The sequence below is a fragment of the Desulfomicrobium escambiense DSM 10707 genome, from assembly GCF_000428825.1.
GTDB lineage: Bacteria > Desulfobacterota > Desulfovibrionia > Desulfovibrionales > Desulfomicrobiaceae > Desulfomicrobium > Desulfomicrobium escambiense.
Map to the genome: position 1 here is coordinate 52,937 of NZ_KE386803.1, position 20,029 is coordinate 72,965.

Annotated in this window: 16 protein-coding genes and 3 tRNA genes; 13 read left to right on the forward strand and 6 right to left on the reverse strand. The window is 62.9% G+C overall.

The window, feature by feature from the left end; translation table 11 throughout:
- Positions 1–15: 15 nt before the first annotated feature.
- From G394_RS0116275 to G394_RS0116300, 4 genes are all read right to left on the reverse strand, one after another.
- On the reverse strand, positions 16–483 hold the full coding sequence (locus G394_RS0116275; RefSeq protein ID WP_028578554.1) for a hypothetical protein: 468 nt from the start codon (positions 481–483) through the stop codon (positions 16–18).
- A 1,051-nt stretch (positions 484–1,534) separates the two neighbouring features.
- Entirely contained in the window at positions 1,535–2,269 is a 735-nt protein-coding gene (locus G394_RS0116280) for a 4Fe-4S dicluster domain-containing protein (RefSeq protein WP_028578555.1), read from the reverse strand.
- 9 nt (positions 2,270–2,278) lie between these two features.
- Positions 2,279–5,314 carry a formate dehydrogenase-N subunit alpha gene (gene fdnG, locus G394_RS0116285; protein WP_084435763.1) on the reverse strand — a complete coding sequence of 1,012 codons (3,036 nt, stop codon included), beginning with the start codon at positions 5,312–5,314 and terminating at the stop codon, positions 2,279–2,281.
- 331 nt (positions 5,315–5,645) lie between these two features.
- Positions 5,646–6,503: a transposase gene (locus G394_RS0116300; RefSeq protein ID WP_028578558.1), complete on the reverse strand. Its 858-nt coding sequence runs from the start codon at positions 6,501–6,503 to the stop codon at positions 5,646–5,648.
- A 331-nt stretch (positions 6,504–6,834) separates the two neighbouring features.
- Between G394_RS0116300 and G394_RS0116305 the strand changes: the two genes are divergently transcribed.
- The 7 genes from G394_RS0116305 to G394_RS19660 are packed head-to-tail and all read left to right on the forward strand — an operon-like array spanning position 6,835 to position 13,737.
- Positions 6,835–7,989 (forward strand): ABC transporter substrate-binding protein, encoded by a 1,155-nt coding sequence (locus tag G394_RS0116305; RefSeq protein WP_245578366.1) that lies wholly within the window; start codon positions 6,835–6,837, stop codon positions 7,987–7,989.
- Positions 7,986–10,040: an ATP-binding protein gene (locus G394_RS0116310; RefSeq protein ID WP_028578560.1), complete on the forward strand. Its 2,055-nt coding sequence runs from the start codon at positions 7,986–7,988 to the stop codon at positions 10,038–10,040. Before G394_RS0116305 ends, G394_RS0116310 begins: the two co-directional genes overlap by 4 nt.
- A complete protein-coding gene (locus G394_RS0116315; protein WP_028578561.1) occupies positions 10,037–10,750 on the forward strand; it encodes a response regulator in 714 nt (237 codons plus the stop codon). The genes G394_RS0116310 and G394_RS0116315 overlap by 4 nt, the downstream gene beginning before the upstream one ends.
- Positions 10,751–10,784: 34 nt before the next feature.
- Positions 10,785–11,330 (forward strand): peroxiredoxin family protein, encoded by a 546-nt coding sequence (locus G394_RS19655; RefSeq protein WP_051307268.1) that lies wholly within the window; start codon positions 10,785–10,787, stop codon positions 11,328–11,330.
- 3 nt (positions 11,331–11,333) lie between these two features.
- Positions 11,334–12,953, forward strand: a complete 1,620-nt coding sequence (locus G394_RS0116325) for a rhodanese-like domain-containing protein (RefSeq protein ID WP_028578562.1) — start codon at positions 11,334–11,336, stop codon at positions 12,951–12,953.
- A complete protein-coding gene (locus tag G394_RS0116330) occupies positions 12,950–13,429 on the forward strand; it encodes a MauE/DoxX family redox-associated membrane protein (RefSeq protein ID WP_028578563.1) in 480 nt (159 codons plus the stop codon). The genes G394_RS0116325 and G394_RS0116330 overlap by 4 nt, the downstream gene beginning before the upstream one ends.
- Entirely contained in the window at positions 13,429–13,737 is a 309-nt protein-coding gene (locus G394_RS19660; RefSeq protein WP_051307269.1) for a hypothetical protein, read from the forward strand. Before G394_RS0116330 ends, G394_RS19660 begins: the two co-directional genes overlap by 1 nt.
- 146 nt (positions 13,738–13,883) lie before the next feature.
- On the opposite strand, the gene mobA is transcribed toward G394_RS19660, so the two are convergent.
- Positions 13,884–14,465 carry a molybdenum cofactor guanylyltransferase gene (gene mobA, locus G394_RS19665; RefSeq protein WP_043776309.1) on the reverse strand — a complete coding sequence of 194 codons (582 nt, stop codon included), beginning with the start codon at positions 14,463–14,465 and terminating at the stop codon, positions 13,884–13,886.
- Between the two features lie 337 nt (positions 14,466–14,802).
- Positions 14,803–15,687: a formate dehydrogenase accessory protein FdhE gene (locus G394_RS0116345; protein ID WP_043776311.1), complete on the reverse strand. Its 885-nt coding sequence runs from the start codon at positions 15,685–15,687 to the stop codon at positions 14,803–14,805.
- Between the two features lie 157 nt (positions 15,688–15,844).
- On the opposite strand from G394_RS0116345, the gene G394_RS0116350 reads away from it, so the two are divergent.
- The 6 genes from G394_RS0116350 to G394_RS0116375 all read left to right on the forward strand — a co-directional run bounded on the left by G394_RS0116350 (position 15,845) and on the right by G394_RS0116375 (position 19,746).
- A complete protein-coding gene (locus tag G394_RS0116350; RefSeq protein WP_028578565.1) occupies positions 15,845–16,258 on the forward strand; it encodes a winged helix-turn-helix domain-containing protein in 414 nt (137 codons plus the stop codon).
- 3 nt (positions 16,259–16,261) lie between these two features.
- The gene (locus G394_RS0116355; RefSeq protein WP_028578566.1) at positions 16,262–17,500 is read left to right on the forward strand and encodes a molybdopterin molybdotransferase MoeA; all 1,239 of its coding nucleotides are present in this window, start codon (positions 16,262–16,264) and stop codon (positions 17,498–17,500) included.
- Positions 17,501–17,514: 14 nt separating this feature from the next.
- Positions 17,515–19,449 carry a molybdopterin biosynthesis protein gene (locus G394_RS0116360; protein ID WP_028578567.1) on the forward strand — a complete coding sequence of 645 codons (1,935 nt, stop codon included), beginning with the start codon at positions 17,515–17,517 and terminating at the stop codon, positions 19,447–19,449.
- A 58-nt stretch (positions 19,450–19,507) separates the two neighbouring features.
- Positions 19,508–19,583, forward strand: a tRNA-Gly gene (locus G394_RS0116365).
- Positions 19,584–19,593: 10 nt separating this feature from the next.
- A tRNA-Cys gene (locus tag G394_RS0116370) sits at positions 19,594–19,668 on the forward strand.
- Positions 19,669–19,671: 3 nt separating this feature from the next.
- Positions 19,672–19,746: transfer RNA gene (locus tag G394_RS0116375), tRNA-Gly, on the forward strand.
- The last annotated feature ends 283 nt before the right edge of the window (positions 19,747–20,029 follow it).

The following is a 20,029-nucleotide window of genomic DNA, read 5'->3' on the forward strand; positions in this document are numbered from 1 at the left end:
TTGCGCCCGACGATGTCAGGGCCGTTCGGCAACCGGGCCCGCATCGGCCGCGGCGGTCGCCCACGCCATTTTCTGCCGCATGGGGAAGTACGCCTGCCTGCCTTCATGCTGCAGAATGATCTGCGTGACCTGGGACCCGTCGGACATGAAGGTCACGGTTCCCTGGACCGGTGCGGCGGATCCGGGAGGCGCCCCGTAGACGTAGACGAACTTGTTGAACCGATACAACGGGCAGTGCAGGCCGAGGCAGTCGGCGTGCAGCACGAGTTGCCCTCCCCGTTTTCGTGCGTCTTCGATGAAAACGCACTTGCCCGGACCCAGACTGTAGGCTCCGGCGAAATTGTCCTCCGTGAATTCCTGGTCGTCCACGCCGGGGATGCAGCGTGTCTCGGCGCCATCCTTGAACTGCGCAGGGCTCAGGTCTGCGGCCAGGGCGGCGCAAGAAATGAAAAGCAGCAGAAAGGTCAGTATAAGCTTTGTCATGATACAACTCCTTGTCGTATCGGAATTTCCGATACATGCGGGCATGTCGCCGTACGTTTGTGATGATGGTTTGGCGTGTCGCCGGTTGCCGTTACATGCTGTTCCTGATGCGCCATCCCGAACGTTTCGCCGGCCTTCGCGGCTTGGCCCATGCGGTGGATGTCTGATCGGGATGGGCCGATGAGCGTGAGACGCGTTTCATTTTTCACCTCCTGTGCCCAAGGTTTGTGACAGTGCCGGGTTTACCGTGCGAATCTATCGTGGGGGGCAAGGCGGTTTGTCCGCTTCGCGCGGCAAGCGCGTTCCCCTCGGAAGACGAGTCTGTCGACGGTGCCCGGCGGAATATTGTGCCGGTGAGTTCGCCACTTCAATCGATCAAGGTCGCATCGTCGTTTTCGGTGCGGGCGGAATGGTATCGGTCAGAGTGAGGACGCGGGCGGAGACGGGCGCGTTGAGGATATGAGGTCGAGGGCCAGGAATGCGGCATGCCAGGGACGTGTGCGATTGCGCGGTTAGGTTGATCACGTCGGAAGGAGTTGTCTGGACGATTATGTCAGAGATACTATGTTGATTCCGCTTTATTATGCTTTATTTGTCACAATTCGTGCATTTGAGTATCGCGTGTCTTATATTTATATTTTGATTAATTTTATCACATTTTTTGTACGATGCAATAGGTAATAATTTTTTTTTAGAGTCATACATCAACGACATACATTAAATAAAATTTTTGTACAACAGTGCAAATATGTATAAATATTTGCATGTCATACATGTATGACAAATCGCATAAATAGAATTATAAAGTAGATCGAATGGAGAAATTGAGAAAAAATTTTTAAACAGGTGCGGGGTGCGTCAGATTTGGTGCGCGAAGAGATCTGTGGTGTAGAGCGGTTGATCGGCCTGGTTGTCGACCTCTGGGCAACGAGGGATGGGTGCGCTGTCGGGCCGTGGAAGCGGAAAGGCCCGCCCCGTGATGCGGGGGCGGGCCTTATTGGAAGAAGTGGCCGGGAAGCCGTCTTCCCGGCCTTCCGATGGAGGAGGGCCCTTAGGCCTTGCTTCTGGATCTCGAGCCGAACAGCTTGGCGAACATGGCCTTGCGGTCCAAAAGGCCGGGTATCTCCGCGTCGGCCACCGCGTAAGGGTGGTACGACTTGGGGTCTGCCTGGTACAGATAGATGACCCTGGTGGACTCGGCGTCGCCCAACACCGCGTCCGGGTATTTCTTCTGCACTTCGGCCAGCCTTTTTTCGGCCAGGGCCAGCATTTCGTCCCGATCTCCGAAGTTCATGGTTCCGGTGGGGCATGACTGCACGCAGGCGGGCTTCAGGCCGTTCTGCACGCGGTCAAGGCACATGGTGCACTTGGTCATGACCTTGGTTTCCGCGTTCTGGCGCGGGATGTTGTAGGGGCAGGCCTCGCGGATTTCGTCGAAGTCCGGGAGATCCTTGGTTCTTTCCGTGAAGATGACGGCGCCGGTGGCCTCGTCATGGATGATGGCCTTGTCGTCGTAGGCGTCGGCGGTCATCTTGCACGGGGGTTCGGTGCAGTGCCGGCACTGTTCGGGGAAGAACAGCCAAGCGGCCATGAAGCCCTTGTCGTCGGCCACTTCCTTCATGTGCACGGTCTTGTAGGTGATGGCCGAGACGTCCATGGGGTTCTGATGGGACCCGTGGTTTCTGGTTTCCTCGGCCGGGAGTTTGTTCCACTGCTTGCAGGCTATCTGGCAGCCGCGGCAGGCCGTACATTTGGTCAGATCGACGAAGAATGATTTTCCTGACATATCGACTCCTTACGCTTTCTTCACGTTGACCATGAAGGCCTTGCTTTCCGGGATGCCGGTGTTCGGGTCGCCGACAGCCGGGGTGAGCAGGTTGGCGGCGTCTCCGCCGTCCTTGGGCCAGACCCAGCCGAAGTGCCAGGGAATGCCGACCACGTGGACCGGGTTGCCCATGACTTCGAAGGGCTTGAAGCGCTTGGTCACGATGGCGATGGCCCAGAGCTGGCCGCGCGGGTTCTCCAGGATAACCTTTTCGCCGTTCTTGATGCCTTTGAGTTCGGCCAGTTCTTCGCTCATTTCGCAGAACATCTGCGGCTGGGCTTCCGTCAGCCAGGGCAGCCAGCGGGTCAGAACGCCCGTCTGCCAGTGCTCGGTGACGCGGTAGGTCGTGCACACGAACGGGAAGCGCGGGTCGCAGGTCGTGCGCTTGTGGGCCTCGTCGGCGAACATCATGGCCGTCGGGTTGTTGAGCGTCTTGGAGAAGGGATGCTCGGTGACCGGGCACTCCAGCGGCTCGTAGTATTCGGGGAAGGGACCGTCGTTCAGGCCGGGGCCGTACAGGGCGCCCATGCCGTGCTGCTGCATGATGAACGGGTGTTTGGCGCCGGCGTCGCCGCCACCGTCGACCACGTCGATCAGCCACTTCTTGTTGGCCGCGTCCCAGGCCAGGACGGGCTTGTTCGGCGCCCAGGGCTTTCCGGTGAGGTCAACGGAGGCCCTGTTGTAGATGATGCGGCGGTTGACCGGCCAGGACCAGGTCCAGTTCGGGAAGAGGCCGATCTTTTCCTGTTCGGGGGTCTGGGTCTTGTCGCGGCGGGCGGCCATGTTGCCCTTGTCCGTGTAGGAGCCGGCGTAGATCCAGTTGCCGGAGCAGGTCGAGCCGTCGGCCTGCATGACCAGGAAGCTCGGCAGCTGGCTGCCGGCCTTGTACACGGTTTCCTTGCCGTCGGCGCCCTTGATGGTCGTATCCTTCAGGAAGTAACCGTTGATGAGCTTGGCCGTCTTGTGCGGGTCGAAGGCGTGCCCGTCGCCCCAGTCGTCGACGTTGAGGCCGAGGATCGGGTCGGGGAAGGCGCCCTTGTCCTTCTTGTAGAGTTCGCGGATCTTCAGCGCCAGTTCATAGATGATGTCGCCGTCCGGCTTCGTGCTGCCCATGGGCTTCGGGCCGGCGTAGCGCCACTGCATCCAGCGGCCGGAGTTGGAGATGGAGCCTTCCTTTTCCACCGACACGCAGCAGGGCAGGAAGAAGACTTCGGTCTTGATCTTCTTGGGATCGACGCCCGGGCCCTTCCAGAAGGAGCCGGTCTCGTTCTCGAAGATGTTGACGTTGACCATCCAGTCCAGCTTGGACAGGGCTTCGCGGGTCTTGTTGGAGTCCGCGCCGCTGGCGGCCGGGTTCATGCCCCAGGCGAAGAAGCCCTTGAATTGTCCCTTGAGCATCTTGTCGAAGAGGACCAGCCAGGAAGCGTTCTGGCCTTCATCCAGCTTGGGCAGCCATTCGTAGGCCTTGGCTGGCTCGGCATCCTTGTAGAGGGACTTGAGCAGGCTGGTCATGTACTTGGGCTGGTGCTGCTTCCAGTTGACGCTCTTGGGGTCCTTGCTGACCGGGCTGATGCCCTTCAGGTAGTCGTCGTAGACAGCCTGGTTGGCTCTGGGGGTCGGCAGGTAGCCGGGGATGATGTGGAAGAGCAGGGCCTGGTCCGTGGATCCCTGGACGTTGGATTCGCCGCGCAGGGCGTTCACTCCGCCGCCGGCCACGCCCATGTTGCCCAGCAGCAGCTGGATCATGCTCATGGCGCGGATGTTCTGCACGCCGACGGTGTGCTGGGTCCAGCCCATGGCGTAGAGAATCGTGCCTGCCTTGTCGGGCTTGCCCGTGGCCGTGTAGGTCTTGTACAGGGCAAGCAGCTTGTCTTCAGGCGTGCCGGAGATCGAGGACACCTTCTTGGTGTCGTAGCGGTCGTAGTGGGCCTTCAGGAGCTGGTACACGCAGCGGGGGTCCTTCAGGGTCATGTCCCGCTTGGGGACGCCGTTCTCGTCCATCTCGAAAGCCCAGGACTTCTTGTCGTACTTGCGTCCGGCCTCGTCAAAGCCGGAGAACAGGCCATCCTTGAAGCTAAAATCTTTGCCGACGATGAAAGAGGCGTTGGTGTACTCGAGGACGTACTCCTTCTGGATCAGGTCATTGTCCAGAATGTACTTGATCATGCCGCCCAGGACACCGATGTCGGAGCCGGAGCGCAGGGGAACGTACAGGTCCGCCTTGGAGGAGGTGCGGGTGTAGCGCGGGTCGACATGGATGACGGTTCCTCCCGCCTCCTGCGCCCTGGTCACCCACTTCCAGCAGATGGGATGGTTTTCGGCAGCGTTGCTGCCCATTACTAAAATGCAATCACTGTTCTTGAAATCGATCCAGTGGTTGGTCATCGCGCCGCGTCCGAACGACTCTGCCAGAGCCGCAACAGTTGCGCTGTGTCAAATACGTGCTTGGTGCTCTATGTATGTTAGCCCCAGACTGCGGAGAAATGCCTGGTAGATCCAGCACTCCTCGTTGTCCATGGCGGCCGAGCCGACGGAGGCCAGGCCTTCGGTGCGGTTGACGACTTGGTCCTTGGCGTTCTTGACGGCAAAGGACTCGTCGCGGACCTTTTTGACGCGTTTGGCGATTTCCGTGATGGCCCAATCCCAGCTCTTCTCTTCCCACTTGTCGCTGCCGGGGGCGCGGTACTGGACCTTGGTGATGCGTTTGGGGTTTTCCGCCAGTTGGAAGTGGGCGGCGCCCTTGGCGCACAGTGCGCCTTCGCTGATGGGATGGTCGGGGTCGCCTTCGATGTTGATGGCGCGTCCCGTCTTTTCGTCGGTGGTGACGATGAGACCGCAGCCTACCGAGCAGTAGCAGCAGACCGAGGTGGTTTCCTTGCCTTTGCGCAGATTCATGAGCTGCGCGTGGGCCTTGGTCGGCGCCAGGTCAAACCCCAGGCCTCCGAAGGCCGTGACCGCGGTGGCCGCGGCAGTGAGTTTGACGAATTCTCTTCTTCCCAGTTTCATGCAGTTCCTCCTGACAATGTTTCTGGTGTTACCTGCCACGAATTTCACGGCCAAGGCTTATCAAAAGCCGGCGGCCGGACGGGAACGGCGTATCGAGGGGCGGGGCGACTGCGGGCTTCTTCACGGAGCCCACGGTTCTCACCACCGTCCTGGCGGTCAGGACCGCCTGGAGGTTGAAGCCCAGACCCGAGAAGGGCAGCATGTCCCTGGTGGGGAACTGCCCGTAATTTCTCGCTCCGGATGGACAACCTATCCAACCTATCGATACGGTTTCCGATTTTTCCATAATTGAGACTATGAAGGAAAACCCGAATAAGTTGCAAGAAGATGCTTATTCCTCAAAGTCCGGCACCATGGCGCAGAGGTACTCGGCCAGGATAGGGAAAATGTCCTCGTTCTTGTGGTTGTAGCGGAATTCCAGCTCTTTGATGTAGAGCGGGAAGTTTCTGGGCGAGATGCCCTTGAGGCGGCGGAACCACTCCTTGGAGAAGGACCAGAAGCCCTTGGACGAGTCGATGTGGAGGCCCTTGTCGGCATGGCGGATGTTGTAGATGGAGGACAGCTGGCTGCCGCCCGTGAGCAGGGCTGCGTACTGCTTGAAACGGTCGGTGTAGATGATCTTGCCCAGGCTCGCGGTCTTGAGGTGGAAGTTCATCTTGAAGTGGACGATGCTGTCACCGTCGAGCTCGGGGATGAGGTCGGCGAAGACATGGGTACCGCGCTCGACGATGCCGAAGACGGGCATGCGCCCGCCCCTGGTGCTCATGTCCAGATGGAACTTGCCCGACTTGGAGAAGCCCAGCCCCTCGATGGAGCGGATGATGAGGCGCGCGTCCAGGGAATGGGCCAGGATGGCCATGCGCAGGGTCGTCACGGCCTTGTAGGCCGTGTTGTAGGTGACGCCCAGCTGTTCGGCCATGCGCCCCGTTGGGACCTCAAGCTCGAAAAGCTTGATCAGCCTGAGCCACTGCCTGGGGGAGAGGTTTCCGTTGTTCAGGAAACGCTGGCTGAAGTCGTGAAAGGTATAGGCGCAGCGCGCGCAGCGACGTCTGCCGCCCTGCAGGGTGTACAATTTTCGGCTGCGGCATTTGGGGCAGATACGCTGATGGTTTTTCCAGCAAAATTGCAACAGGTATTTTCTTGCTGAATTTTCATTTTTAATCAAATTTTCAAATGTTTGAAAATCCATTTTATAAAAATCCTGTGCAAAAGTTTGGGTAATATGGTGTTTCTGCTCTTCTACCCAGATCTCGTTTAGTCTTGGTGTGACTGGATTTCATTATGTCCAAAAAGGCATAATTCGTCCCTCCCTTTGGGTATGAATTCATGCTTTGGCACAGGGTAGTGCTTTTGGGCCCCCAGCGCAACCGTCCTTCGCACAGTGGCGCATGTCATACTTTTCAGGTAGTCCGTTTCAGGCACGAATCGTAATTCATCAGGAGGCTCTCGTGCACCATCGGCTACACATCGTTTTGCTCGTCCTGTGCGCTTTCGCCCTTGGGTCATGCCAGGAGGCCGAAGTGCAGATCCCTCTCGCCCCGGTGGCTTCGGGAGTGACCGACACGGAAGTGACCTTCGGCTCCTCCCTGCCCCTGCAGGGCCATGCCGCCTATCTCGGCCAGGAAACCCTGCGCGGGGCCATGAGCTACATCAAGTACGTCAACGAGCAGGGCGGGGTGCATGGACGGACCATCCGCGTCATCACCCGCGACGATTCCTACGATCCTCCCAAATGTCTGGACAACACCCAGCGCTTCCTCATCGAGGACAAGGTCTTCGGTCTGTTCTGCTATGTCGGCACGCCGACGACGGTCAAAACTCTGCCCCTGGTGGAGGAAGCCCAGATTCCGCTCCTGGGCATGTTCACCGGCGCCAACGCCCTGCGCGAGCCCTTCATGCCCTACCTCATCAACGTGCGGGCCTCCTACTACCAGGAGACCAGCGCGGCGGTGGAGCACATGGTCCAGGACCTCAAGCTCACGCGCATCGCCGTCTTCTACCAGTACGACGCCTACGGCTTCGACGGCCTGACCGGCACGGAGCTGGCCCTGAAGCGTTTCGGCCTCGAACCCGTGGCCAGGGGCAGCTACATTCGCGGCACCCACGACATCCGCGAGGGCCTGGAACGCATCCGCGAATCCGGGGCCGAGGCCGTGGTCATGATCGGCACGTCGGACCCGTGTGCGAATTTCATCCGCAGGTCCCTGGATACCGGATTTTCGCCCATCTTCTACATGGTGTCCTTCGTCGGCGCCAAGGAGCTGTCCAGGAATCTGCTGCAGACCGAGACCAACGGCGTCAACGTGGTCATGTCGCAGGTCGTGCCGCCGCCCATCCGCCGCGACGGCACCGTGGCCGAAAGCGCCGGGGAGTTCGTGCGGCTGCTGGACGAGCACTACCCCGGCGAGGAACCGAACTTCGTGGGCTTCGAGGGCTACATCAACGCCAAGGTGCTGGTGGAGGGGCTCAGGCGGGCGGGGCGTGACCTGACCCGGGAGTCGTTCCAGGCGGCCATCGCCTCCATGACGGACTTCTCCCTGGGCGGGGACGTGACGCTGTCCTTCGGGCCCGTCGATCATCAGGGCATGGATAAGGTCTATTTCACCCGCCTGCATGACGGTCGCTTCCTCCTGCTCGACAACTGGGCCGAACTCCGCGGGGAGGGCCGGCCATGAAGCCCTATGCGCGCATCTCCCTCAAGAACAAGATTTTCGTTTCCATCTTGGCCGTCATCCTCATCATCAGCGTGACCATCGCCCTGCTGGCCCGCTGGATCCTCATCTCCGGCCTGACCAAGGAGCTGGAGCAGCGCGGCGTGGCCGTGGCCCACTCCATCGCCGAGCGCGGCGGCGGGCTGGTCCTGGACAAGAACTACCCGGAACTGCTGAACCTGATCTTCGATGAGGCGCGCCTGCGGGAGCGCCAGCACCTCATCAACTACATTTTTGTCCTGGACCGGGGCGGGCAGGTGCTGTCCCACACCTTCACCGTGCCGTTCCCGGAACCCCTGAGCACCGCAAACCCCATCGCCGAGGGTAGCGTGCACAGCGTGCGCCTCGTAGCCGTCGGCTCCCTGACGTCCTACGACATAGCCGTGCCCATGAACGAGGGCCTGTACCGCATCGGCACCGTGCACGTGGGTCTGAGCAAGGAGCACATCGACAAGCTCGTGGCCAAGCTCAGGTTCATGTTCCTGGGCTTCATTTCGGCCGTCATCATCATCATCTTCTATGTCAGCCACCGCATCTCGCGCTACATCACGAGCCCTATCTCGCGGCTGACCAACATCTCCGACGAGCTGAGCCGCGGCAATTTCGACGTGCATCTGGACCTGGGCGAGGGCCTGGACTGGGCCGTGACCAACTGTCCGGCCTACAAGGACACGAACATGCCGTGCTGGCATTTCGACGAGCAGGGCCGCAAGTCGCGCAAGGCCGAGGGCAAGACGGGGCAGGTCTGCGCCACCTGCCTCTTCTATCGCAAGCGCGAGGGCGACGAGGTCATCCAGCTGGCCGATTCCTTCATGAGCATGGTCTGGTCCATCCGGCTCTACCGCAAGCGCCTGCAGGAGTCGGAGATGAAGTACCGCTCCCTGTTCGACTCCGGCCCCGACCCCATTTTCGTCGTGGACTGCGACACGGAGCTCATCCTCGACGCCAACCCGCGCACCGAGGAACTGTACGAGTACGCCAAGGACGAACTCCTTGGGCTGTCCTTCACCAGACTCGGCCACGAGCAGGTCAAGGAGTGCCTGTCCTACCTGGAGGACGGCCGCTCCAACACCGGCTGCGTCTATTACCCGAAGGTCCTGCACTACAAGAAGGGCGAGCGGCCCTTCTACGTCAACATGCACGCCTGCCCCATCAGTTACGGTGGCAAGCGGGCCATGATCGTGGCCGTGACGGACATCACCGAGATGATGGAGAAGGACGCGCAACTGGTGCAGGCCGCCAAGATGAAGACTCTGGGCGAGATGAGCGCCGGCATCGCCCACGAGATCAACCAGCCCCTCAATGCCATCAAGATGGGCAGCGAGTACCTGAACCTGCTCATCGAACAGAATCGCGAGGTCAGCGTGTCCCAGATCAGGGACATGGCCACGGAAATCAGCCAGCAGGTGGACCGGGCCACGGACATCATCAACAACCTGCGCGCCTTCGGCAAGAAGTCGGGCCTGGTCATGGAGCGGGTGGACATGAACGAGCCCATCCGCGGCGTGCTGTCCATCATCGGCCGCCAGTTCTCCATCCAGCGCATCACCATCCGCCTGGAACTCGGCGACGACCTGCCCGTCATCAAGGGGCACAACAACCGCCTGCAGCAGGTTTTCTTCAACCTGCTCAACAACGCGCGCGACGCCATCCAGGAGAAGATGGAGTCCGAGCCCGGCATGTGGGGCGACATCCTCGTGCGCACCTACGCCCGCGACGGCAGGGTCTACGCGTCTTTCTCGGACAACGGGCCGGGCATCGAGGATTCGGTGCGCAACAAGATCTTCGAACCCTTCTTCACCACGAAGCAGACCGGCAAGGGCATGGGCCTCGGCCTGGCCATCACCTACGGCATCGTCCGCGACTACGGTGGCACCATCACCATTGACAGTCGGCCGGGAGAGGGTACGACGTTCGTGCTCAGCTTCCCGTGCGCCGAGGGGCTTCAGACGCCCGAACCAAAAGCAGGCCGGCCGCAGCCGCTCCCGGCCCAAACCAGCAGGATACCCGAATGACCCAAGAAAAAATCCTGGTTATCGACGACGAGAAGGCGACCCTCAAAATGTTCCGGCTCTTCCTGGACGTCTACGGCTTCGACATCCTGACGGCGGAATCGGGCGAGGAGGGCCTCGACGTCTTCGAACGAGAGCGGCCGGACATCGTCCTGACGGACATCAAGATGCCGGGCATGGACGGCATCGAGGTACTGCAGGAGATCAAGCGGCGGTCGCCCGCCACGGAGGTCATCGTCATCACGGGCCACGGCGACATGGATCTGGCCATCCAGGCCCTGAACCTCGACGCCGCGGACTTCATCAACAAGCCCATTCAGCGCCAGAGTCTGGAGCAGGGCCTGTCCCGCGCCCGCGAGCGCCTCAAGCTGGCCAAGAGCCGGCAGAACGAGGTCCGCACCAGGCCTCACGGCCGGGCGCTGGTGGTCGAGATCCAGGGCAGCGTCAGCTCCCACAGCGAGCCCTACCTGCGCGAAGCCTACGCCAAGGCCAAGGAGGCGGGGAGCGGGCGCATGGTGCTGCATTTCGACCCCAACACCTCGGTCAACGGCGCGGGGATCGCCATCCTGACCCAGTTGGTCCTGGAGAGCGAGAAGGACGGCATGGAGATCGTCATGGCCGGGCTTTCCGAGAACTTCCGCAAGGTTTTCGGCATCGTGGGCCTGAGCCGCATGGTGCAGATCTTCGACACCCTGGACCAGGCCTGCGCCTAGCGCATCCCGGCCCCGCCAACTGCAAGGAGTGAACATGACCGTCTTCATCCGCCTGATTTTCTGCCTGCTGCTGGCCTTTCCGGCCGCCGCCCTGGCCGCCCCGCCTGAAGTCGGTCAGACCATGCCCGCCCTGACCCTGCCCGTGCCCCAGGACCAGGCCGGTCAGGAAATGCTCGGGGTGCAGGGCAAGACCTCCTTCACCCTGGCCGACCTGCCGGGCGAACTCGTCTTCATCGAGGTCATCGGCGTCTATTGCCCCCAGTGCGTCAAGCAGTCGCCGGGCTTCAAGTCGCTTTTCAACCGCCTGAACAAGGGCAAGACCAAGGGGCGCGTGGCCATGTTGGCCCTGGCCGCCGGCGGGAACGACGCCGAGATCCGGCAGTTGGCCGCCACGGGGCAGTACCTGTTCCCCATCGTCAGCGACCCCGACTACGCGGCGCACAAGGTGCTGGGCGAGCCCCTGACGCCCTTCACCATCATCTGCAGGCCCGGCGGCGAGGTCCTCTACACCCATCTGGGCATCGTCGAGGACGTCGATGGCCTCTACCAGCAGATCAAGGCCCTGCTCGACAAGGGGTAGGCCATGACAGGCGCTTCCCGGCCGGAAGGCGACATAGACCGCGCCAGGTACCAGTTCAGAATCCTTTCGGATACGGCCGCGGAACTGAGCGGGGTCAGGTATCCGCACAAGATCCTTGAATCCTTCGCGCTCTCGGCTCAGGGCGGGGTCGGGGCGCGCGGCTCTTTCGCGGCCATTCTCGGGGCGGGCGGGTTCGAGCTGCTGGCCCATTCCAGCCTCTCCAGAAACCTCACCCCCGAATACGCCGCGGTGCTGCGCAGCCATCTCGACGCCCTGGAAGGGGAGCGCAGCGCGCCGTATTTCGTGCCCTCGTTGCAGGGCGCGCTCTGCCCCGGGCGCTGCGAATTGCTTCTGGTCTGCCCCCTGGACGAAGGCAAGGACGGCGTCCTGGGCCTGGAAGCCAATCTGGCCGGGCGACCCTACGACGAGAACGACCGCCAGCTCGTGGCCAGCCTGGGCACCCTTTTCCAGACCAGCCTGCGTTTCTCCCTCTTCGCCGCTCGTGTCGAACTGCTCAACGCCGAACTGACCAAGCGCAACGACACCCTCGACCGTCAGATCTTCCACCTGAGCGCATTGCGCGAACTCTCCCGGGAGATCATCCGCGTGGACATGGCCGAGGTCATGGATTCCCTGCTGCTGACCATCCTCGGCCATTTCGTCCGTCCGCGTGGGATTCTGGCCCTTCACGACAGAGGGACGGGCGCGATCCTGACGAGCGCCAAGGGTGGGAGCGAACCGCCGAACCTGACCGCGGCCGAGGTCGATCGCCTCTTTTTCCTGTGCCTGGCCGGAGCCCGCGAGAAGCGGCTCGAACCCCTGCGGGTCGAACCCGTGGAGCGGCTTGAGGCCGTGTCGGAACTGCCCCTCGGCTTTGCACCGGACCGCGCCTTCATCTTCATGCTGCGCGAAAACCTCTACGGCGTCCTGCTGCTGGGACGAAGCCTCGACCCGACGACGGAAGCAGAGGACGAACTGCTGCAGGCCTTCGTGTCCCAGGGCGTCATGCATCTCAAGAACGCCGATTCCTTCGCCACGATCAGCGCCCTGAACGAGGACCTGGCGCGCCAGAACGAGGAACTGCGCGCCACCATCGCCGAACTGACCCGCGCCCGGGACCGCATCAGCGTGCTTGAGGCAGCCGGCCGGCGCATCGCGTCGGTGGTGCACAGCAAGGCCCAAAGCCTCGAACGCGTGCGGGCCGTCGATTTTCTGCTCATCCTGCTGCTCGGTCTCGGCCTGGCCCTGGCCTTCAACACGCACAACCCCCGCGGCATCCCCCTGGTGGAGCCGCCCGGAGTCGAGGTCGAGTCCATCTCCAGGGAAAGGGCCCTGGCCCTTGTGGCCGAGGAGGACGCCCTCCTGGTGGACGCGCGGCCGCGCGAGTTCTTCGAGCGTGAAACCGCTCCCGGCGCCGTCAACGTCCCGGCGCAGCTTTTCGACCTGGTCTACATGATGCAGATGGCGTCCGAGGACCCGCAGCGCCCCATCGTGGTCTTCGGCCGCAGCGTCAGCCGGCGTTACGACCTCACGGTTGCCCGCAGATTCCTGGGCCGCGACCACGAGCGGGTCTATATCGTCACGGACGTCCGGCCCCGCGATCTGCACGGAGGGGCGAAATGAACCGGCGTTTCCTGAACCTGGTGACGCACCCCGGCCTGGCCCTGGCCCTGCGTCTCTATCTGGCGGGGGTCTTCATTTACGCCAGCCTGTACAAGATCAATTTTCCGGCGGAGTTCGCCGACAACATCGCCGGCTATCTCATCGTGCCGCACTGGCTGGTCAACCCTCTGGCCGTGTTCATGCCGTGGCTCGAACTCGTCAGCGGTCTTTTTCTGCTGGCCGGGGTGCGGGTGCGGGCCGCGAGCCTGATCATTTCCGGCATGCTGGCCATGTTCACCGTGGCCGTCGTCGTGGCCCTGCTTCAGGATACGCCCATCAACTGCGGCTGTTTCCAGAGCGTGGGCGAGGCCATTTCCTGGTGGACAGTGCTGCGGGACCTCGTCTGGCTCGGCATGTCCGTCCACGTCTACCGTTACGACCGGCTGGTGCATATGGATCGCCTGTTCATGGTCAAACCCGAGGAGCTTGGACTGTGATGAAGAAGATGGTGTGGCTGATGCTCGCGCTGTGCCTGGCCTGTTCGAACCGGACGGAGCTGGACGGCCGCTACGAGGCCCTGCATCACGGGCCCGGAGGGAAGGTCGCCGCGGTCATGACCCTGGCCGATGACGGGAGCGGGAAGTGGGAGATCGAAGGCGAGGTACTGCCGTTTTCCTGGTCGGTGACGCCTGGCGGCCTGCGGGTGCACACCCGTGACGGGGCCGTCATCGAGGGTTTCATAGAGGGCGGCGCCGTGCGCCTCGACGTGCCGGGAGTGGGAATGCTCCTGTTCAGGCGGCGCTAGCAGCCGTCCCAAAACGGGGATCTTCCGCGTCAGCGAAAAAGCCAGGCCGCTCATGAATGCGAAAGTGCATTGTGCGCCCTGGCTTTTTCGCGTCCTTGCATAGCACCCTTTTGGAAGGGTTTGCGAATTTTGAGTTTTTCAGTCAGCTAGGGGCGGCCCGGAGTGTCGCGCAGGAGCCGCAGGTCGTCGGGATAATTGACGTTGAAGAAGAATCGCCTTTCCTCCTCCGTATAGCTCAGGCAGTGACGCTGTTCGGCCGGGATGAGACGGCCGAGCTTGTAATGGCCGTCGCGCACACCCGCCTCCAGAAGCGGCAGGGCCCCCGGTTCGTAGATGGCGACGAGGTTCTCGAAGAAGTCCGAGTCCATGAGGCGCCAGGCCGTGACGAGGGCCCCTGCGGGGCGCGCCTCCCTGGCTTCCAGCAGGCGGGTGACGAAGCTGTCCTCCATGAAGGGCAGGTCGCAGGCCAGGGCGAAGATCGGGCCGCCCAGTCTTTTCAGGGCCGTCATGATCCCGCCGGCCGGGCCGATGCGTTCCGTCTCGTCGACGATGACGGGCCACGGCGCCGGAACACGCTCCGGGTGGCGGCAGGAGACGTAGACTTCCGGCATGTGCCGCCGCAGCAGCTCCGCCGAGCGCACCAGCAGGGTCCGCCCTTCGTGGACCACATGGGTCTTGTCCTGTCCGAGCCGGGAGGATTGTCCCCCGGCGAGCACCAATCCGTACATGGTTGTCCTTGTGTGCCGCGCTTTTGGGCGGGAGGGCGTGGCGTTTGGGTTCGCAAGGGCAAAAGCGCGTGCACAAAGGGCATGGATTCCCGTCTGTGCGGGAAAGACGTAAAGACTCTTCGCCCTGGTTCCGTGTCATTCCCGCGCAGGCGGGAATCCATGCCTTTCATGCCACTTTGTCATGCAGAAAACGAAGATGGATTGCCGCGTCGAAGACTCCTCGCAATGACGGTTGTGGCAGGGCACCATTGCGAACTTGTGCGTGTGCGGCAATCCGTGTCCCGTTTTTCTGTTCGGTGTCTGAGTCTTCGCGGCGGGCCGCAGTCCGCCGGCGACTCTAGAACCCCCAGGCCGAGAGGGTGGGGCGCTTGTATTTCTTGTCCCGGGCGACGATATCCAGAGCCAGTGATTCCAGATCGTCCATGAGGGGCAGGGTGCGGCGGTCAAGATTCCGGAAATCCGTCTGCTTGATGTACATTTTGCAACTCTTGCAGGCGTTAATGCGCACGCCAGGCTCTTCCTTGGCCTCGTAGTATTCGAGCTTGGCCACGTCCTTTTCCAGGCAGAACGGACACTGCAGGCGTACGGCGTGGTATTCGGCGTGGCAGAAGCCGCAGATGTTGTAGCGGAACCCTTCCTTTTCCCGCAGGTCCGACATGATGGGCATGCTTCCGCATAGGGGGCAGTGGCCGTGGGACCATGATTTCGTCAGGTCGGTCCTGGCGGCCAGTTCCAGCGCGGCGCGTTCCAGGGAGGGCGTCATGGCCGCCTGAACGAGCATGGGCAGGGTGCGCGGAGCCGAAGGCGTTTCCTTGGCCCAGCCGGAGAACCATGCTTCGTCGCCGTTCAGGTGGGCCTGCATGGCGGCGTCGAGGTCGAGCCTGCCGTCCTCGACGGCCTTGGAGATGATCGCGGCCGCCTCGGCCAGGGCGGGGATGCTCGACGGGAGGAGCCCCAGAAATTCGTGAAAGAGCGCCACTGCCTGGTCGCGGTCGAAGGGGAAGCGGCTGCGTTCCACCAAGGGGGCTCCCTGGGACTGCTGCAGGGCGTCCGCGACATCCATGGCTGCGGCGGCAGGCACGTTTGCCTGGTCGCGGGATTCGAGCTGGCGCGTATAGATTTTTTCGACCAGGTCGAGCAGTTCCGTGGGCAGAAATCCGCGGGTCCTGCAGGCGGCGATCTTTTTGACGAGCAATTCCTGTGCTTTCCGGGCTTCGAGCATGAGCGGTCTCCGTTGATGAAGGGTGAGGATCGGGTCCGTTCGTATCGTGTCTGACGTCACATCACAATGCTTGTTTTGCGTCGTGCTTTGCATTAGAGAATTATCTGTTGAATTTCCGACACCTTATCCAAGCGAGGCGAAAGCCGAGGGAGGGAACATGACCGATTCCGCAGTGGGCGAAACCCTGACCATGCGTCTGCATCTCTGGTTCGAGCGTGACGAGAAGATTTTCCTGGGCATCGGAAGGGCCCTGCTGCTGGAGAAGATCGAGGAGTACGGGTCCCTGCGGCAGGCCGCCACGGAGATGAAGATGTCCTACCGGGCGGCGTGGGGCAAGCTCAAGGCTGCCGAGGAGAGCATCGGCAAGCCCTTGGTGCAGAAGGTCAAGGGCAAGGGGCAACGCTACGAGCTGACCCCTGTCGGACGCCAGCTGGCCAGGCAGTTCATGCAGTTGCAGCAGGACGTCGAGGCCTTTGCCAAGACCAAGGCCCAGGAGCTTTTCGGGGACAACGTGCAGTATTACGCCGACGCCTACCCCGAACACAAGCTTTCGTCCCTCAAGCCGGAGTAGGTCATGGATCACGGTTTCTTCCGGGTCATCAGCCCTGCCAGATTCTGCGAACTGCTGTCCGCCTTCCAGGCCGTCGGCAGCGAGTATGTCCCCCTGGACGACTGCCTGGGAAGGGTTCTGGCGGCCGACGTCCCGGCCTGTGAGAACATACCGGCCGTGGACCGCTCCTGCATGGACGGCTACGCCGTGCGCGCGGCCGAAACCTTCGGCGCCAGCGAAGGCAACCCCGGCTACCTGGAGCTGATGCGCAGCGCGGCCATCGACGAGGTCGTCAGCCATCCTCTGGGCGCGGGCGAGTGCATGGGTATCGCCACGGGCGGCACCCTGCCACCTGGCGCCGACGCCGTGATCATGGTCGAGCACACCCAGATGCTGGGGGAGACCACCGTCGAAATCCGCAAGACCGCGACTCCGGGCGAAAACGTCATGCTTGCCGGCGAGGACGTGGCAGTCGGCGACGTGGCCCTGCCCGCCGGTCGGCGGCTGCGCCCCCAGGACGTGGGCCTGCTGGCCGCCCTGGGCCGGACCTCCCTGAACGTCTTCCGCCTTCCGCGCTGCGGCATCGTCTCCACGGGCGACGAGCTGGTGCCCGTGGACGCCGCGCCGCGTCCCGGCCAGGTGCGCGACGTCAATTCCCACACCCTGGCCTGCCTGGCCCGCCAGACCGGGGCCCTGGCCCGCAACCACGGCCTGGTCCCGGACGTGCGCGAAGCCCTGCGGCGGGCCCTGGCCGAGAGCCTGGCCGAGAACGACGCGGTCTTCATCTCGGGCGGCAGCTCCATCGGCACCCGCGACCTGACCATCGAGGTCCTCGAATCCTTCGAGGACGCCGAAATCCTGGCCCACGGCGTGTCCATCAGCCCAGGCAAGCCGACCATCCTGGCCCGCGTCGGGGGCAAGCCTGTCCTGGGCCTGCCGGGACAGGTCACCTCGGCCCAAGTGGTCATGCTCGTCTTCGGCCAGCCCCTGCTGCGCCATCTGGGCGGCGAGTCGGGCGCCTTCGACCCGGCGGGCCGGGTCATGCGCCGGGCCGTGCTCGGGGCCAATCTGTCCTCCAAGCCCGGCCGGGAGGACTATGTCCGCGTCAGGCTGGAGGACCGCGACGGCCGCCTCACGGCCATGCCGCGTCTGGGCAAGTCGGGGCTGCTGCGCACCATGCTCGACGCCGACGGCCTGCTGCGTCTCGACGCGTCCCTGGAAGGCCTGACGGCCGGCCGGGACGTGGACGTCTGGATTTTCTAACCACTGCGGGATTCATGAAACAGCGAAACATCTATCTGAAAACGGTGCCGGTGGCCGAGGCCGTGGCCCTGGCCATGGCAGCCCTGGACCGGGAAACCCTTGTCCGGGCCGAGATCGTGCCCTCGCACCAGGCCTGCGGCCGGGTCACGGCGGCGCCCGTGTACGCCGTGTGTTCCTCCCCGACCTTTCACAGCGCGGCCATGGACGGGTACGCCGTGCGCGCCGAGTCCACTTTCACGGCCCGCGAAGGCCGCCCCGTGCGGCTGGCCAAGGGCAGCCAGTGCGTGGCTGTGAATACGGGCCATCCGCTGCCCGCGGGCATGGACGGGGTGCTCATGATCGAGAAGGTCGTGCGCGAGGACGACGGGGCCATCGAGATCGAGACCCCGGTCTTCCCCATGCAGCACGTGCGCCGCATCGGCGAGGACATCGTGGCCACGGAGCTGTTGCTGCCCCAGAACCGGACCCTCTCCCCCTACGACGTGGGGGGCCTGTTGAGCGCAGGCATCTGGGAGGTGCCGGTCTGGGAGAGGCTGCGCATGGATTTCATCCCAACGGGCGACGAGGTCCTCGACTTCACCCTGCGCCCGTCGCCGAAGCCCGGGCAGGTCATCGAGAGCAACTCCCAGGTCTTCGCCGGCCTGGCCACGGCCCAGGGCTGCCTGTTCACCCGCGTGAACCCGGTACCCGACAACGAGGAGGCCCTGACCTCGGCCGTCCTGGCCGCCGTGGACGGACCGGCCCACGTCGTTGTCGTGGGGGCGGGGTCTTCGGCCGGGTCCAAGGATTTTTCGCGCTCCATCATCGCCGGGCTGGGGCAGGTCCTGGTCCACGGCATCGACGTCATGCCCGGCAAGCCGTCCATCCTGGGCGTGGTTAAGGGCAAGCTCGTGGTCGGCGCGCCCGGCTACCCGGTCTCGGCCGTGGTCTGTTTCGAGGAGCTGCTCATTCCGCTCTTGTCCTGGCTGTCCCGCAGGACAGTGCCGGCGCGGCCCGTCGTGTCGGCGGAATTGTCCCGCAAGGTGCCCTCCAAGCTCGGCACCGAGGAACTGGTCCGTCTGGCCATCGGCCGGGTGGGGGAGAAGTACGTGGCCACGCCCCTGGGCCGCGGCGCGGGCATGCTGACCACGCTCATCCGCGCCCAGGGCGTGACGCGCATCCCTACGGATTCAGAAGGGACTGAGGCCGGGAGCCAGATCCGGGCAGAGCTTCTGGTGCCCGAGGCCGAGCTGGACCAGACCCTGGTCGTCGTCGGCAGCCATGACAACATCGTCGACGTCCTGGGCAACGAGCTCATGGGCCTGTCCAGGCCGGTGCGCATCTCCTCCAGCCACGTCGGCTCCATGGGCGGCCTGACGGCCCTGAAGAACCGCTCGGCCCTCATGGCCGGGACGCACCTTTTCGATGAAGGGAGCGGGGATTTCAATTTCCCCTTCTTTCGCAAGTACCTGCCGGGCCTGGACGTGGCGTGCGTCAACCTGGCCATCCGCCACCAGGGCCTCATCGTGGCCAAGGGCAACCCCCTGGGCATCGGGGGCGTGCAGGACCTGGCCCGGCCGGACGTGCGCTTCATCAACCGCCAGCGGGGGGCGGGCACGCGCATCCTCCTGGATTACCACCTGAAACAGGCCGGCATCGACCCGCGCCAAGTGCAGGGCTACGACAAGGAGGAGTTCACGCACATGGCCGTGGCCGTGAACGTCCTGACCGGCACGGCGTCCTGCGGCCTTGGCATCTACGCCGCAGCCAAGGCCCTGGGCCTGGATTTCGTGCCCCTGGCCCGTGAGCGCTACGATCTGGCCTTCCTGCCGGAACTTGCCGACTGGAAGACCGAGACGGTCCTGGAACTGATCCGCTCCGAGGCCTTCAAAGCCCGTATCGCGGCTCTGGGCGGGTACGAAACGACGCTTACGGGACGCATCATGGCGCCTGGCCTGGGTTTGGGCTAACTCCTTATTTTTGCTTGACGGTTCAGGGAGGCATACAGTAGCTGCAAGGTCCTCGCGGGCGGGAGTAGCTCAATGGCTAGAGCATCAGCCTTCCAAGCTGAGGGTTGCGGGTTCGAGTCCCGTTTCCCGCTCCACGAGAAAGACGGCGGCATAGCCAAGTGGTAAGGCAGAGGTCTGCAAAACCTCCATTCTCCAGTTCAAATCTGGATGCCGCCTCCATATGCGGGAGTAACTCAGTGGTAGAGTGCAACCTTGCCAAGGTTGAAGTCGCGGGTTCAAATCCCGTTTCCCGCTCCAGATGACACGCCGGTCCAGAACCGGCTCAGAACAAAAACAAACCCTCGTCGTAAGTTGCGGCGAGGGTTGTTTTTTGTGGCGTCGCCTTGATGAGGCCGGGGTGAGATTGGGCCAGACTGGGCAGTGCTCGTTTTCAATGAGCACTCGGGTGGTTCTCGTTGTGTGAGGTTAAGCTATCATACCTGTCCAAATTTTGGGGAGCACCTCTGTCTGCGGACGCCGCGCCACCCGATGATCTGACCAGTTTCAATCCATGCCCTCCGCACGGAGGGCGACCGTACCA